The organism is Sulfurimonas sp., from assembly GCF_016744025.1.
Lineage (GTDB): Bacteria > Campylobacterota > Campylobacteria > Campylobacterales > Sulfurimonadaceae > Sulfurimonas.
In genome coordinates this window covers 19,247-34,775 of the sequence record NZ_JADGFC010000011.1, presented here as the reverse complement: position 1 = coordinate 34,775, position 15,529 = coordinate 19,247, and the positions used below count along the sequence as shown (strand labels likewise).

The 15,529-nt window shown below is 31.5% G+C and carries 14 protein-coding genes; 1 reads left to right on the top strand and 13 read right to left on the bottom strand.

Annotated elements, in window-relative coordinates; translation table 11 throughout:
• Window positions 1-162: 162 nt before the first annotated feature.
• From QZZ48_RS03290 to QZZ48_RS03270, 5 genes are all read right to left on the bottom strand, one after another.
• Window positions 163-375, bottom strand: a complete 213-nt coding sequence (locus QZZ48_RS03290) for a hypothetical protein (RefSeq protein WP_294961931.1) — start codon at window positions 373-375, stop codon at window positions 163-165.
• Window positions 376-447: 72 nt separating this feature from the next.
• Window positions 448-1,842, bottom strand: coding sequence for a HAMP domain-containing sensor histidine kinase (locus QZZ48_RS03285; protein WP_294961929.1), 1,395 nt, complete (start codon window positions 1,840-1,842; stop codon window positions 448-450).
• Window positions 1,836-2,510, bottom strand: a complete 675-nt coding sequence (locus tag QZZ48_RS03280; protein WP_294961927.1) for a response regulator transcription factor — start codon at window positions 2,508-2,510, stop codon at window positions 1,836-1,838. Before QZZ48_RS03280 ends, QZZ48_RS03285 begins: the two co-directional genes overlap by 7 nt.
• A gap of 86 nt (window positions 2,511-2,596) precedes the next feature.
• The gene (locus QZZ48_RS03275) at window positions 2,597-3,289 is read right to left on the bottom strand and encodes a response regulator transcription factor (RefSeq protein WP_294961925.1); all 693 of its coding nucleotides are present in this window, start codon (window positions 3,287-3,289) and stop codon (window positions 2,597-2,599) included.
• Complete coding sequence (locus QZZ48_RS03270) at window positions 3,282-4,160, bottom strand: HAMP domain-containing sensor histidine kinase (RefSeq protein ID WP_294961923.1); 879 nt, start codon at window positions 4,158-4,160, stop codon at window positions 3,282-3,284. Before QZZ48_RS03270 ends, QZZ48_RS03275 begins: the two co-directional genes overlap by 8 nt.
• 69 nt (window positions 4,161-4,229) lie before the next feature.
• Between QZZ48_RS03270 and QZZ48_RS03265 the strand changes: the two genes are divergently transcribed.
• Window positions 4,230-4,685, top strand: a complete 456-nt coding sequence (locus QZZ48_RS03265) for a hypothetical protein (RefSeq protein WP_294961922.1) — start codon at window positions 4,230-4,232, stop codon at window positions 4,683-4,685.
• Here QZZ48_RS03265 and QZZ48_RS03260 read toward each other — a convergent pair.
• The 8 genes from QZZ48_RS03260 to leuS form a co-directional block, all read right to left on the bottom strand.
• Window positions 4,682-5,494, bottom strand: coding sequence for a TIGR00282 family metallophosphoesterase (locus QZZ48_RS03260; protein WP_294961920.1), 813 nt, complete (start codon window positions 5,492-5,494; stop codon window positions 4,682-4,684). The two genes, QZZ48_RS03265 and QZZ48_RS03260, sit on opposite strands and share 4 nt — an antisense overlap.
• Window positions 5,495-8,485 (bottom strand): DEAD/DEAH box helicase, encoded by a 2,991-nt coding sequence (locus tag QZZ48_RS03255; RefSeq protein WP_294961919.1) that lies wholly within the window; start codon window positions 8,483-8,485, stop codon window positions 5,495-5,497. It abuts the gene before it with no gap.
• Between the two features lie 85 nt (window positions 8,486-8,570).
• Window positions 8,571-8,891 carry a polymer-forming cytoskeletal protein gene (locus tag QZZ48_RS03250; RefSeq protein ID WP_294961918.1) on the bottom strand — a complete coding sequence of 107 codons (321 nt, stop codon included), beginning with the start codon at window positions 8,889-8,891 and terminating at the stop codon, window positions 8,571-8,573.
• On the bottom strand, window positions 8,888-9,844 hold the full coding sequence (locus QZZ48_RS03245) for a M23 family metallopeptidase (protein WP_294961916.1): 957 nt from the start codon (window positions 9,842-9,844) through the stop codon (window positions 8,888-8,890). The genes QZZ48_RS03250 and QZZ48_RS03245 overlap by 4 nt, the downstream gene beginning before the upstream one ends.
• On the bottom strand, window positions 9,837-11,003 hold the full coding sequence (locus QZZ48_RS03240; protein ID WP_294961914.1) for a Mur ligase family protein: 1,167 nt from the start codon (window positions 11,001-11,003) through the stop codon (window positions 9,837-9,839). Before QZZ48_RS03240 ends, QZZ48_RS03245 begins: the two co-directional genes overlap by 8 nt.
• Window positions 11,003-12,556, bottom strand: a complete 1,554-nt coding sequence (locus QZZ48_RS03235) for a GGDEF domain-containing protein (RefSeq protein WP_294961911.1) — start codon at window positions 12,554-12,556, stop codon at window positions 11,003-11,005. Before QZZ48_RS03235 ends, QZZ48_RS03240 begins: the two co-directional genes overlap by 1 nt.
• A gap of 2 nt (window positions 12,557-12,558) precedes the next feature.
• Window positions 12,559-13,068 (bottom strand): LPS assembly lipoprotein LptE, encoded by a 510-nt coding sequence (lptE, locus tag QZZ48_RS03230; RefSeq protein ID WP_294961909.1) that lies wholly within the window; start codon window positions 13,066-13,068, stop codon window positions 12,559-12,561.
• 2 nt (window positions 13,069-13,070) lie between these two features.
• The gene (gene leuS / locus QZZ48_RS03225; protein ID WP_294961907.1) at window positions 13,071-15,521 is read right to left on the bottom strand and encodes a leucine--tRNA ligase; all 2,451 of its coding nucleotides are present in this window, start codon (window positions 15,519-15,521) and stop codon (window positions 13,071-13,073) included.
• Window positions 15,522-15,529 lie beyond the last annotated feature (8 nt).

The following is a 15,529-nucleotide window of genomic DNA, read 5'->3' as shown; positions in this document are numbered from 1 at the left end:
CTTTGTTTTTGGTCGAATAAGATTAGCAGATTATCGATTAATCCTATCTTTCAACTTACTTTCAAAAAATTGCACTTGATTTTAGAATTGGCGTTCTTTAAAGATATAGTACCAATTACTTGCTTAGTCAGTGTGTTCTTTTTAACATTTCAACTATACAAACTATTCGAAAAAGACTTTTGTACAACTAAGTTCTTCTTTATAACAAAACTCCAAAATATTTTTATATGGAGTTGTGTTTCTTCTCTTTATTGTGGCAAAATTTGCCTGTGATATTTCCAGTGCATCTGCTACATCTTTGTCTAAAACTTTTTTCTTTTTGCCTGATGACAGATGAGATTTTAACTCTTTTATAATTGATTCAAAGTCTCTCATAGTAATTCCTATTAGTTTAATAATAGAAATATATCCTAAGAAAAATCAAACTTACAAAAACATTGCAATTTGCTATTTTTTTAACATCTCTTTTATAGAGAAACTAAAGATTGAACCTTTTGCAAACTCAGACTTTATTTGTATCTTTGACTTATGCATCTTTAAAATATAACTAACCATAGCCAGCCCTATTCCCATTGAATTATCCCAAGTATTTTTCTTTACTCTGTAAAACTTAGAAGTAACCTTATCAAGGTGCTCTTCTTCAATACCAATTCCATTATCTATTACAAAAAGCTCATTATCTTTTAAAACGATTTTTACGTCCATTTCAGAGTATTTAAGCGCATTATCTACTAGGTTTATAATAAGTAATTCTATCATCGTTTTATCAGCTTCTAACATAGTACTTGAAGCCTCTAGAGTTATCTCTCTATTTCTATACTTTAGAGATAGGTTTGAGATTACTTCTTCACATAATATTTTCATATCAAAATATTTTGTGTCAAGTTTTAAGTCATCATTTTCAAGTTTGACTGAAAGAGCCAAACGATCTAACATCTGAGATATTTTTTCTCCGTTTGAACTTATCTTATTCAAAAACTTTTCACGTATTTTTGGATTTATCTCTGCATCTTCTTGAAGTGTTTGAGCATAACCAATTATAGATGCCACGGGGTTTTTAAACTCATGAGATATAGCAGATAATATATCATTTCTCTGTTTATTCATTAACCTAAGTTTAGCTGTATATTTTCTCTTTTGTTTATCTCTAGAGCTTAACTTTTTCACAAGATTTTTAAGCATAAGAGATATCTGTAAAAACTCATAAAAATACTTTGTTTTTACGATGGCATTGTAGTTTTTATTTGAGAGTTCATCTAGAAAAACAGTAATCTGCTCGATGTCATAAACAATTCTCTCACTCATTCTTTTTGAAATGTAAAATGCAACTACTACAACTACTAAAAATACAAGAAATAGTTTCGACCATAAAGAATAAAAATCTTTCATTACCTGAGCTAAACTTGTAGATAGCCTAATATAGATTTTCTCACCATTATAAGAAATCTTTTTAGCCACATATAAAAAGTCTACTTTTAGTGTTTTAGAGTATCTAGTAATATGAGAAAACTCATCTGTGTTTGCCTGCATGATTTCATATCTACTGCCATGATTATCCATAGTTAACTTATCTGCACTAGACTCTGCTATAACAACACCATCATCATCTATCACGGTAACACGCAGATTTGTAGTCTCATATACGCGTTTAGCATATAAGTCAATATCCTTAGTATTTTCTAATTCAAGTCCCATAAGAACTATGGCGTTTTCTAGATTATGTTGATTGTGATTGATTATTATTGATTTAAGAGCCACATAACTTATTAGTGATATAACAAGTAAAGTTCCTACAAAAAGTAGTAAAAACTTTATAATAAATATTTCATGTATTTTTAGCACAGTCTGTATCCAACTCCACGCACAGTTTGAATATAATCTTTAGTCTTGTCCGGATCAATTTTTTCTTTTAGTCGATTAATAGCAACATTTACAGTTTTATACTGATACGCTTCACCGTCTCCCCATACATTTGAAAGAAGATAATCACGATCTAAGACACTATTTTTGTTGATTATAAACTCATATAAAAGATCAAATTCTAGTTTTGTTATCTCAACACACTCTCCATCTACTTTTAGCTCTCTTGTGCTTTTATCTAAAAGTAAATCTCTGTAAGAAATCTGTCCTTCATTGTATTTTTTAGTAGTTCTTCTAAGGATAGATTTTACACGAAGAATAAGTTCTTTCATATTAAAAGGTTTTGTTAAATAATCATCACCACCTCTTAAAAATCCCTCTTCTATATCAGTGTCTCTATTTTTAGCACTCAAGTAAATAACAGGAGTTAAGACTCCTTCTTCTCGAAGACTTGCAACAAATTCACTACCCTCGACTCCTGGAAGATTTCTGTCCATGATTAGTAAATCTATCTCTTCTTCTTCTAGTATTTGACTTACTGTTTTAGTGTTTAAAAAGCCTATAACTTCAAAGCCCTCTTTCTCAAGAGTATATTCAAGGAGTTCTAGTAAATCTTCTTCATCTTCAACAATAACTATTTTAGCACTCATAAATCACCTTGTGGTCTATATTTTTATTATTGTACCAAAATGTTGTTTTACTTTTATTACACTCTGGTTACATCAAAGATAGATAATTATATTTCTATTTTGTAACCTGTTCCAAATACATTTTTAATTGTATCTTTTGGTAATTTTTTTCTTAGATTTTTTATGATTGTCTTTAGTGCATCTAGTTTATCTCTGTCATAGTCATCCTCATACCAAACATCTATAATAATTTCATCATATGTATACGTAGTATTTACTGAAGAAAAAAGAAGAGTCAAGATAGATCTCTCTTTATTTGTAAGAACTGAAGATGAATTATTCTTAAGAAGCTCTACTCTTTGTATATCCCAAGAGAAACCATCTTTTAAAACAATCCTCTTTTTAGATTTTGTCTCAAAATTTGACAGTTCATCGATAACAAGGCTCAAAGCATCTTTTAACTCACTTCTACTCACTGGCTTTACAAGATACTTGGTAAGTTTAAGTTCTGTAGCTTCAAGTAAGTACTTCGTCTCAGAATGAGCAGTAAGCATAATAACTTTTATAGAGTGATCACTTTCACGTATTTTTCCAACCAAATCCAGCCCATTTAGTTTTGGTAAATTGATATCTACTATCATAATATCAGGACGGTTTTTAATATAGTTATCATAACCTTCTTCACCATCAGCAGCTTCAAAAACCTTATCAAAATGTCTATTTAAATAGTTGATATAGTTGGCTCTGATGTCTTTATCATCTTCAATATATAAGATTGAGTATGCTTCTCTTTTACTCATCATCTGCCCTTAGTTTTATTTCAAAACACACACCCTTGTTACAATTGCGAACAATTAGTGTTCCATCTAAACTCTCTTCAATTATTTTTTTAGACATATAAAGTCCTAAGCCTGTTCCTTTAGATTTATGTTTTGTTGTAAAGTATGGTTCAAAAACTTTATCTCTAATATTCTTAGTAATTCCACCAGCATTATCGCAGATTTTTATTATAAAAAACTCACCTTCTTTCTCAATATATATATTTATGATTGGTGATTTTATATTTCTATTGACTAATGCTTCTTTAGCATTATTAAGTAACACCAATACCACTTGTTGTAATTCACTCTCATAAGCATAATATTTATACTCTTTTTTTATATCCACAACAACTTCTATATTGTTTTTTTTAAGAGAACCTTTTACTATATATATTGATTTTTCGATCATTTCTCTAAGTAAAAAACTATTTTTCATTTTATCATGAGTAAAAAAGTCTTTAAAATCATTAATAGTATTTGAGAGATATTTAGTTAAAGATTCTATTTCTAATAGTCTCTCTTCTACATCTATATTTCTAAAGTTTTTTTCATGAAGAATATCATCTATAAGAAGTACAGATGAGTTTATTTGAGAGAGAGGTTGTCTCCACTGATGAGCAATATTCTCAAGCATCTCACCCATTGCAGCAAGTTTATTTTGATGAAAAAGAACATTTTCTTCATCGCTAATTTTCTTTAATTCAGAATCATTCTTGTGACGCTTCTCTTGATTTAATTTTTTTACTCTAAGGCTTTTGTAGATAAGTATTAGTATTATTGTAATTAAAAAGATTATAAGTAATTCGTGGAACAGATACTGCTCAAAGATAAAGTAATCAAAAAGTTTCATTATATTATTTTAGCCAAAAGAAACTAATAAGCTTCATTGACTTATAATGTAGCTATCTAGGAGAGTAACATGTTTGTATCTTCATACAATACTTATGTCAACACAAATAACTCAGATAGAAATGCAAACCACAAAGTAGACAAAGCAAAAAATTCTTCTACTTTATTTGAGTCAAAACTAGCTCAAAACAGTGTAATAGAATCAAAAGATACTCAAAATCTACCAATTACTTATATCTCAAACTACAAATCATTTAACAATAAACAAAAGTTACAAGAGCAACTCGAAAATAAAGATGGAATAAAGTTCAATAAAATAAATGATATAAAAAATGCCAAAGAAGCCTATGCAGATAACTCTGTAATGTTTCCCTTACTCTCAAAACCAAAAACAACTCAAAGTCAAATACTACAGATTGACAGAGAACTCCCGATGAATCTTCAAGAAGCACAAGAAAAACAAATTCGTCACAATATGGTAAATACTTACCTAGCTAATGACAAGTACTATCAGATAACAGCCTAGTCTTCTTCTATCCAAGCCTCAGTTTTTATAACTTTGCCATTACAAAAATACTTTAACTTAAAAGCATTAGAACATTTACCATTACTAAAGTCCATAATAGCTAATTGAAGAATTTTTTTACATTTTTTAGGTACATCAAAGTGCCCTTTCATTCCTGTAAGAAACTGTTTTACTGGTACTTTTGAATCCATTCCTATAACATTATCTCTACAACCCGTTAAACCGATATCCGTTAAATAAGCTGTACCATTTGCTATTTGAAAATCATCTGTTGAGACATGGGTATGCGTTCCAATAATTCCACTTACTTCACCTTGAAGTAGCATCATCATTCCACGCTTCTCACTTGTAGCCTCTGCATGAAAATCTACAAATATATTCTCAACACCCTGCTCTTTTAGTTGTTGTACTGTTTGTTTTGCTTTTCTAAAACCATTATCAGCCATAGGCATAGCGTAGTAACCCATAAGATTTAAAACTCCAAGCTTTTCACCAGCGACTTCATAAACCTTACATCCAGTTCCATTTACTTCATCAGGATAGTTATGAGGACGAAGTATTTCATGAGTATCAAAGAGTGCTTCAACATCTTTTTTATCCCAAGTATGATTTCCCCCTGTCATACAATCAATTCCATAAGATACTAACTCATTTGCATTTTTAGCAGTAACACCAAAACCATGAGATGCATTTTCATAATTAGCTATAATAAAGTCAATTTTATATTCTTCTCTTATTTTTTTGAGATATTCTTTTAACATCTCACGACCTGGACGACCTACAATATCACCTATAAATGCTATTCTCAATTATAATACCTTTGGTTTATTATTTCTAAGATAAAAAAGTACTGCTTTGATAATGTCATCATCATCCTTAGATGCAGACTTGATAGTCTCTTTTGAATCATTAAAATATGAAACAGTAATATTCTGTCCATAGTTCATAATGCTTCTTATCTTTTTCTCTAGACTTAGAAGTTTGATTACCATCAGTTCAAAAAACTGTTTTGTTGGGTTATCCAACTCTCCAAATCTATCTATAATCTCTTCTTCTATTTCATATATTTCTATAGGCTCTTCACACTGAGAGAGTCTTCTATAAATATCTAGGCGAAGTCTGTCTTCTTTTACAACTTCATCAGATATGTATGCTGATATAGTTAGTTTTATATCAACCTTAGCTCTCTCCTTCTCCATAGTATTACTTAGTAGTTTTATTGCGTCCTCGAGCATTCTAAGGTATAGCGAGTAACCAATATTTTTTATATGTCCGCTTTGAGCATCTCCAACAAGATTTCCACCACCGCGTATCTCTAAATCATGATATGCTAAAACTGAACCACTTCCCAAAAATGAGTTAGACTCTAATGCTAAAAGACGCTTCTTTGCCTCATCTGTCAGATTTTCTTTATTTTGTACTATAAAGTATGCAAAACCTTCAGAGCTACCACGTCCAACACGACCACGAAGTTGATGAAGATCTGCTATACCAAATCTATCTGCTCCATCGACTATCATAGTATTTACATTTGGCATATGAATACCAGACTCGATGATGGAAGTTGCTATCATCAGGTCATACTCCCCTGCTTCAAATTTAAGAAGTTCTTTTTCTGTTTGCACAGCAGAGATTTTTGAGTGAAGCATTACCATGCGTAGGTCTGGAAGTATAGCTTTTAGTTCTCCTAGTTTTATAGGCATATGATCAATCGAATTATGTACATAAAAAACTTGTCCACCACGACGAAGCTCACGTAAAATAACTTCTTTTATAAGCTTTTCACTATACTCTTTTAGAAATGTTCTAACACCCTGTCTCTCACTTGGTGGAGTAAGAAGTTGTGACATTGTTTTTATAGAACTAAGTGCTTGATTTAGTGAACGAGGAATTGGTGTAGCACTCATAGATAATAGATGCACATTATGATAAAGCTCTTTAATTCTCTCTTTTTGTTTAACTCCAAACTTATGCTCTTCATCTATGATTACAACACCTAAGTTTTTAAATGCTAAGCCAAAAAGAGAGTGAGTTCCTACCACTGCATCTATCTCTCCAGATGCAAGTCCTTTGATGATATTTGTTTTATCTTTAGTGCTTACAAATCTATCTAGTTTTGCATACTTGATTCCTAAATCTTCAAAACGCTCTGTTAGTGAACGAAAATGCTGAGCAGAGAGAAGAGTTGTTGGAACAATAAAAGCGGATTGAAAACCTGATTTGTATGCTGCAAATATTGTATTTAAAGCTACTTCTGTTTTTCCAAAACCAACATCACCACTAAGAAGTCTATCCATGATATGACCAGAACTCATTTGTGTAATTATCTCATCAACTGATTGAGTTTGATCCCCAGTATAATCAAACCCAGATGTTTTTTGAAAATCTTGAAGTTCTTTTTTGGCAATCTTAAATTTTGGAGCTTTTATTAGTTCACGAGCAGCAGCAGTATTTACAATCTGTCCTGCAATCTCCATAAGACGTTTTTTAACCTTATCTTTTAACTTACCAAAACTTCCCTTACCCAGTTTATCAAGAACAGGAGTAGAGCCACCAGATGCAATGTAACGGTCAATACAGTCTAAGTTTTCAACTGGAAGAAGAATTTTATCATCACCAACATACTTGATAACAATAAAGTCTTTTATACCACCTAAAATCTCTGTCTGTTCAATCTTTTCAAATATACCTACACCATAATCTTCATGAACTACATAATCACCAGCTTTTAAATCATCTAGTAAAATAGAACTTTTTCTTCTACGTCTTGTCTTATCAGGTTTGTTTAGGGATATAACTAGTTCATCTTTTGAAACTATGTTTAAAATATATGGAGCATATACCTCTTTAATATTTGTAAGGTTAAAAAGACCAGCTTGTTTCACCAAAGCTTCATTAGCAGCAATAATAGTTATTTTTTTATCTTTGTGAACTCTTAGTAGAGTTTGTAAGTCAGCTACTATAACTTCTCTAAAGTCATCACTCTCTGGCAGTATTTTTAAATTAAAATCTTCTCTAGATATACTTGGATTATTTAAAGCATACGAGTCTATTAAAAGAGTATCAAGCGAAGTTGCAAGTTTTACATTTTTGCCATCCATAAAGTTACTTGCTTTATCTTCTAAATACCAAAATCCTAGAGATGCAACATCTTTTACTAAAGAATCAAACTCACTCTTTTGCACTGTCTCACTTAGCTTATTAAAATGTTCTTCATCTAAAGAGTAAAAAGCTGGTGCTATTTCTACACTATCAAGCTCTTCACTCTTTGTTCTTTGGGATTCTAACTCAAAATATTTTATCTGTTCTATCTCATCATCAAAAAGAGAGATACGAATCGGCATCTTTGCACATGGAGCGTAAATGTCTATTATATCTCCACGAAAAGATATCTCACCTTCAACTTGAACCATATCAACAAAATTATATCCCCAAAATAGCATCTGTTCTTTAAATGCACTAAGATTAATATTTGAGCCAAATTCAATAATTCTAAATTCTAAAAGTGAAGCTTGAGGTAGATGAAAAAGTAGAGTCTTCAAAGGAGAGATAACTAAAGGTTTCTTTTTCTGAGTATAGTATATTTTTAAGGCCCAAAATAGCTGATGTAATTCTTCTTTATATACGCGAAGGTCATCTCCATAACTAGCACGAAAATCAGGGAAGACTACTACTTCACGATTAAAAAACTTTGCAACACTCTCTAGGACTAAAGCTTCTTTAGAATCTTCACATATCAAAACTTCTAAATCTTGATTCGGCTGTGTTTTAAAATATTGGTATAGTGCACTTTGTGACATTATTTTCCTAAGAGAGTTGTATTTATGAAAGTTTATCTAAGAGAGACTAAAAATGATTATAAAGTAAAAGAAAGAATCTTTTACTTTATACTTTTTTAATTGAAGGTTTATCAAGTGTTTCAGGAGTTGGAACAGGTGATACATCTTTTACAACGCTATTACCTTCAAAAATACCTTTAGCTTCGATAATAAGCTCTCCAGATTCTATAGTTCCATTAACACGACCAGCAGCTTTTATCTCAACTCTTTGAGCACTAACAGTACCTTCTATGTAACCTTGAACAACAAGTCTTTGAGTAGTAACATCACCTTTTATGTGACCGTTCTTACCGATATTAACTTCTTTTTTAGAGTGTATTACGCCTTCAAATTCACCGTCTACATATAAATTACATGAGAGATTCATTTCACCTTTGAGCGTAGAGCCAATTGTGATGATGGTAGTGTTTGTGTCGGGTTTGGTACTTTGATGTGTGCTGTCGCCGTTATTAAAGATTGCCATGGTATTTTCTTTTCCTTTTCAAATATGTCTTTATAGTTTTGTATATTCCACTTTACAAAATAAAATGGGTTTACTGCACGTTGAATAAATCTAAGTTCGTAGTGTAAATGTGGGCCACTGCTCATACCGGAGTTACCTGTATAAGCTATGAGATCACCCTTCCTTACAAACCTGCCCGATTTTATCACAATCTTGTTTAAATGACCAAAATATGTTCTAAAACCATAGTTATGTTGAAGTATAACAAGTCTTCCAAAGCCACTTTTCTTGTGAAGACCAGCATATTCAACAATCCCATCTGCAGTTGCATAAACAGGTGTTTTCATTCTTGCTTTCATATCAAGGCCACGATGAAATTCTTTTCTCTTTAGTGTAGGGTGCACTCTATAGCCAAACTTACTAGTAACACCTTTGTATTCAATAGGAGAACCGCTTGGGATAAACTGTAATAAAGTTGCCATATGTTCAGAGTTTAGTTTAGTGATACTTACTCTTTCTTGTAGAGTCATCTCTTGAACTGGTGCTAAACCTATTAGTGTTTCAATTTCTGAAAGAGAATCTGATACTTCATTTAACTCTTTTTTCTTAACCAATAGAGCCATTTGAGTATCTCTCATACTTTGATCAAGTTGAGCATTTTTTTCTTTGAGAGTATTATAAGCGAGTTGTGTATTTTCACGTTTTATTTCTATTTGGTCAACTGCGTAGTCAAGATATAAAATAGTACCTACTGCAATTAAACCTACAAAACCTAAAAAAAGAGCTGCATATCTAATCCCTTTTTTAACAATTTGATGAAGATTAAATTGCTTTACGCCATGATCATCATTAATAGTAATAGTAAAATGATCATTCATATTCTAAAATTCCACTCTTATTTTGACTTTTTAAAAAAGCTTCGACAACACTAAAAGATCCAAAAACGAGGTACTTAATGTTAGGTCTTACACCTTTAAATGTAGTATATTCTATCTTTAAATCATTTAAAGTTCTTTGAAGTAGCTCATTTGTTTCAATTCTTTTGTCATTCACTGCAATAATTTCTACTTTATTCACTATTGGTTTTAATATTTCAAGTATCTTTTTATACTCTTTGTCTTGATAACTATTGTAAACTAAAGTATATTTTTCTTTATCTAATGCTTCTCTTATAGCTTGGGCTGCAAGGGGGTTATGTCCAACATCAACTATAATATTTTCACCTATAGAGCTAAGTCTTCCAAAAAGTCTAGAACCAATAAAATCACTTTGAGTGTATTGTATATTTAAAAACTTTAAGGCTGAAATTGCTAGTGAAAGATTTTGCGTTAAATAGTTTTCTAGTTTCAAGTTTTTTGCTATTTTTGCTATTTTATCTTCATCATGAGCATCTAAAAAATGAGATATTTTTTTTATATTTAAAGATTTCTTCCGAGATATAGAATCTACTATATTATAAACTTCTGTCTCTTTTTGTCTTGCTAAAATAGCAAATTTTTGAATTGCATTTAACTTAGTGGTTGCTATTTCTTTTACAGTGTTTCCTAAAAAAGCTTCATGGTCATTAGAGATCGGAGTAACCAATGTCAAAACCTTATCAAAGACCGCTGTAGCATCATGTTTTCCACCCAAGCCAGCTTCCATAACAATATACTCACAATCTTTATATACCAACAGAGAGAGTAGTGTTGTATATTCAAAATAACTAAGAGCATTTGAGTCATCATCTGATAAAATATTTTGAAGTTCTAGATGATTTTTTTGCAAACACTCATCATCAATATCTTTACCATTTTTCCAAACTCTTTCATTAAACTCTAAAATATGAGGGGAAGTATAATGTCCAGTATTAAAACCAAGAGAATATAGAGCAGTTGCCAAAAAACGCCCTGTTGTTCCTTTTCCATTAGTACCAATAATATGAATAATTTTTGGACTAGGAAGAAAAGGTTTTATCTTCTCATAGATGCGAGGCATACGAGAATAATCTATTTCATCATAGTAGAGTGGTTTTGCGTTTAAAAAATCTTGTAGCACTATTTTTTCTTGTACGCTACTTGATTACGTCCATCTTTTTTAGCTTTATATAGATACTCATCAGCAGAATTGATCACACTACTTAGAGATGCATGCAGTTTTCTCTCACTAACACCACAACTAACAGTTACTTCTATTCTCTCGCCCTTATACATAAAGCGTGCTTTTTGAACATGCTTTCGCACTTTTTCTGCGAATATTGCTCCACCTTTAGAATCTGTCTCACTTAAAAGGGCCATAAATTCTTCACCACCAAATCTACCAACAATATCTACACTTCTAGCTTCTTTTTTAAGTATTTTTGCAAAGGCACAAAGAACAGCATCTCCAGCGTCATGACCATAATTGTCATTTACATCTTTAAAGTGGTCTAGATCAAACATAATTACAGAAAAATTATGTCCATATCTTTCATATTCCCCTTCTTTTACATTCATAAACTCATCAAGGGCTCGTTTATTATAAAGCTTAGTGAGAAAATCTTCTTTTGAAGCAGTTTTTGCCTTTTCTAATTCTTTTTCAAGTTTACGAATTTTTTTACTTAAAACTGTCACTTCAGCACTATGTGTTTTTAAATCTTTACTTAGAAGCTGAGTATTTTCTTCTAAAGCTGTTGCTATTACAAATAGTTTTTTATGTGCTGTTTTAAAATTAGAACTTGAATCATCATTATAAGATTCTAACTCTGATTTGATTTTTTGAATCTCTAATGTTGAGTCGTCTGAGCGTTCTATCATTTCAATAAGTCTAAAAGATAGTTTATCAAGAACTCCGTCAAGAGATTCAACCATCTCTTTAACGCTCTTTTTATCAAGAGCAATTCTTAATAAAATAACAGATTTTATCTCACTCTCAATGCTTGAACTATCTAAAAGGGTAGGATTATTTTTTATTTTTTGACTAAGATTTGCAATCTTATCATTTACACTAGATGCTATAGAAGGGACAAAAGAAGAGACAAGCATAGATGCTACTCTTTGAAGTTCATTATTATCAAATTTTGCTGTATCTAAAGATGCTAAAGCTTTAAAACTTTTAACAGTTTTACTTAAGTTAGTACTATCTACATCACCTAATGAGCTTAGTTCATTTAAAAAGCTATCATCGTATGTTGTAATAAAATTAACCCAATATTGTCTATATTGTTCTAGTTCTAATGTATTTGGACTTGAGTTTAATAGTTTTATACTTTGCCTAGCTAGTTGAGAAGCTTCAGCATTATGAAGGACTTCCACAACTTGTAAAATTCTTTTTGTAAAAGTAGTCTGTGCATCAAGCAGTTCAGAACAAATAGTAGGTTTTAATCTATTGAGTTTTGAGATTAAAAAACGGGCTAGTTCACCCATTGTTTTTATTCTATATTGACTTAATTCTTTTTGGATATCTTTATTAAGAGTTTTGCAAAATTTATCTACATGACCACAGTCTTCAGACTGCATACCAGCTTTTTGGGCTTCCTTACAAAAGGCTTCAGCATAATAATCTGGTGTTAAAAGTTTACCTTCTAATTCAAGTCTTTTTACAGCTTTTTTTATAATACTCTGTATAGTCATAATTATTCCTTTTTCTTAGCTCTTGCACCCTCAGCAGAAACTTTTGCTACAAATGATTTAATAGCCTTTGCTGAACCATAACGTATAGCATCAAATCTTTGCTGATCTGTTACAGCAGCATCTGCATCTACTGTAAAGTCATATGTACCTGAAACAGAATAATTCTTAGAAATACCGTTATGAGATCTAGTTATTCCTAAATTTACAGTCATCTTATAACCTGTAACATAACCATCTTTATCATATACATTGGCAGAATATGATGTACTTTTAATACTTATCTCAAGATGTGTATCAGAACTTGCCTTATCACGCAGTGAAGCATGAAAAACTGTTATTACCGCTTCATCTACTGCATCTTTAATTATAACCGTATTTTCAGGATCTTCTGCAGATATGATAATATTTGTACTTATTTTTTCACCCATAATATCACGAGCAAATTTTGGACTTGGTTTATAACCACAAGAGGCAAAACCTAAAACTATAAGAAGCGATAAAATAACTTTCAAGATTAACCCTTAATCACTATATTAACTAATTTTTTAGGTACAAGTATCTCTTTTAAAATTTCTTTGCCTTCTAGCCACTTACTTGCAGCCTCTTTAGCACTCTGTATAATATCTTCTTTTTGAGTTTCTGGTGAGACTTCAATCTCTGTTCTTCTCTTACCATTAATAGATACACCAAGTGTGATAGAATCTTCTACAAACACTTCTTGGACAACTACTTGAGGAGTTAAGTTTTTAAGTGAGAAGTACTCACTACTTATATCCCAGCAAACATGAGGAATAACAGGTTCCATTATAGAACTCAGAATCCAAAAACCTTCACTCCATACATCAGAGTTACTCTGTACGTTTAGCGCGTTTATTGCTTCCATTGTACCTGCAATTAGAGTATTGAATGTATATTTTTCATTATAGACATCATTTGCACGAACTAGTGCTTCATAAACTTTCTTTCTTGCGTACTTTTCATCTTTTGATAGAATTGAATGATCTATTAATGGAATGCTCTGAGTTTTTACAATGTTTGAACTTCTATCAAAAAATCTTTTGATAAATTTGTAAGCACCTTCAACAGCATTATCATTCCACTCTAATTCTTGAGTTGGAGGAGCTGCAAAAAGGATAAACAGTCTTGCTGTATCTGCACCATATTTTTCAATAATTGCGTCAGGATCAACAGTATTACCCTTAGATTTTGACATTTTAGCACCATCTTTAAGCACCATTCCTTGAGTTAGAAGATTATCAAAAGGTTCATCAAAATCTATATAACCTAAATCACGAAAAACTTTTGTAAAAAATCTTGCATATAAAAGATGTAAAATAGCGTGTTCTATTCCACCAATATATTGATCAACACCCATCCAATACTTAATTTGCTCTTTTGAAAAAGCCTCTTTTTCCCAGTTTTGCTTAGATGCACAAAAACGTAAAAAGTACCAAGACGACTCAACAAAAGTATCCATAGTATCTGTTTCACGCACTGCATCTTTACCACAAGTTGGACAAGGACAATGCTTCCAAGTAGGATGATTATCAAGTGGATTACCCTCACCTGTAATCTCTATGTCCTCTGGAATGGCAATAGGAAGATTCTCTTTTTTCTCCATAACTAAACCACAATCATCACAATGAACAAAAGGAATTGGAGCACCCCAATATCTCTGACGAGAAACACCCCAATCTTTTAATTTATAGTTAGTTGTCTTTTTTCCTATCTTTTTTTCTTCAAAGTACTTAATAATATTGTATTGAGATTTTTTAGAGTTAAGTCCGTCAAATTCTCCTGAGTTAAATAACTCACCAACTTCTGTGTAAGCACAATCTGAACTAAGTTCACCCTCAAAAGGTTTTATAACTGCATTTATTGCTAGGTCATATTTTTTAGCAAAATCAAAGTCTCTTTCATCATGAGCAGGAACGGCCATTACAGCTCCACTTCCATAATCCATAAGAACAAAGTTAGCTATCCAAACTGGCACTTTTTTACCTGTCATAGGGTGTAAAACATCAAGACCAAGAGATATACCTGATTTTTCTTTTTGTCTATCTATAGAAGAAGTACTTTTCATATCTTTGATTTGAGAGATAACTTCAGCACTTAAAAGATTATTTTCAATCATATACGTAACAATAGAATGCTCAGGAGCAAGAGCAGTGTAACTAACACCATAAATAGTATCAGAACGAGTTGTAAACACATCAAACGATTCAAAGTTATTAGCTAACTTCTCTTTAGATGCAGAGTCAAAAAACAGGTCAAAAGCTAAACCGTTTGACTTACCTATCCAGTTTTCTTGCATAGTAAGAACTTGTTTTGGCCAACCACCTTCAAGTTTTTTCAAATCATCTAATAACTCATCTGCATACTTAGTAATTTTAAAATAGTATTGATTCATATCTTTTTTAACTATTGGAGTATCACATCTCCAACAGCATCCATCAACAACTTGCTCATTGGCAAGAACAGTCTGATCATTTGGACACCAGTTAAGCAATCCTTTTTCACGGTAAAGAAGTCCTTTTTCAAACATATCAATGATAAAGCCTTGTTCAAACTTTGTATAAAGCTCATCTGAGGTTGCTAGCTCACGTTCTTTTGAAAAAGAAAAACCCAAAGATGCAAACTCTTTTTTCATATAATCTATGTTGTCATAAGTCCATGTTTTAGGGTTAGCATTATTTTTAATTGCTGCATTTTCAGCAGGCATTCCAAAACTATCAAAACCTATGGGATGAAGTACATTAAAATCTTGTTGGCGATAGTAACGTGCGAATGCATCACTTATAGAATAATTTCTAACATGACCCATATGCAGTCTTCCACTTGGAAATGGAAACATACTTAAAATATATTTTTTTTCTTTGCTAAAATCTTCTGTAGGTTCAAAGCTTGCATTTTTTGCCCAGTGTTCTTGCCATTTTTTTTCTATAGTTGTAGAGTTGTATTCCAAGGAATCTC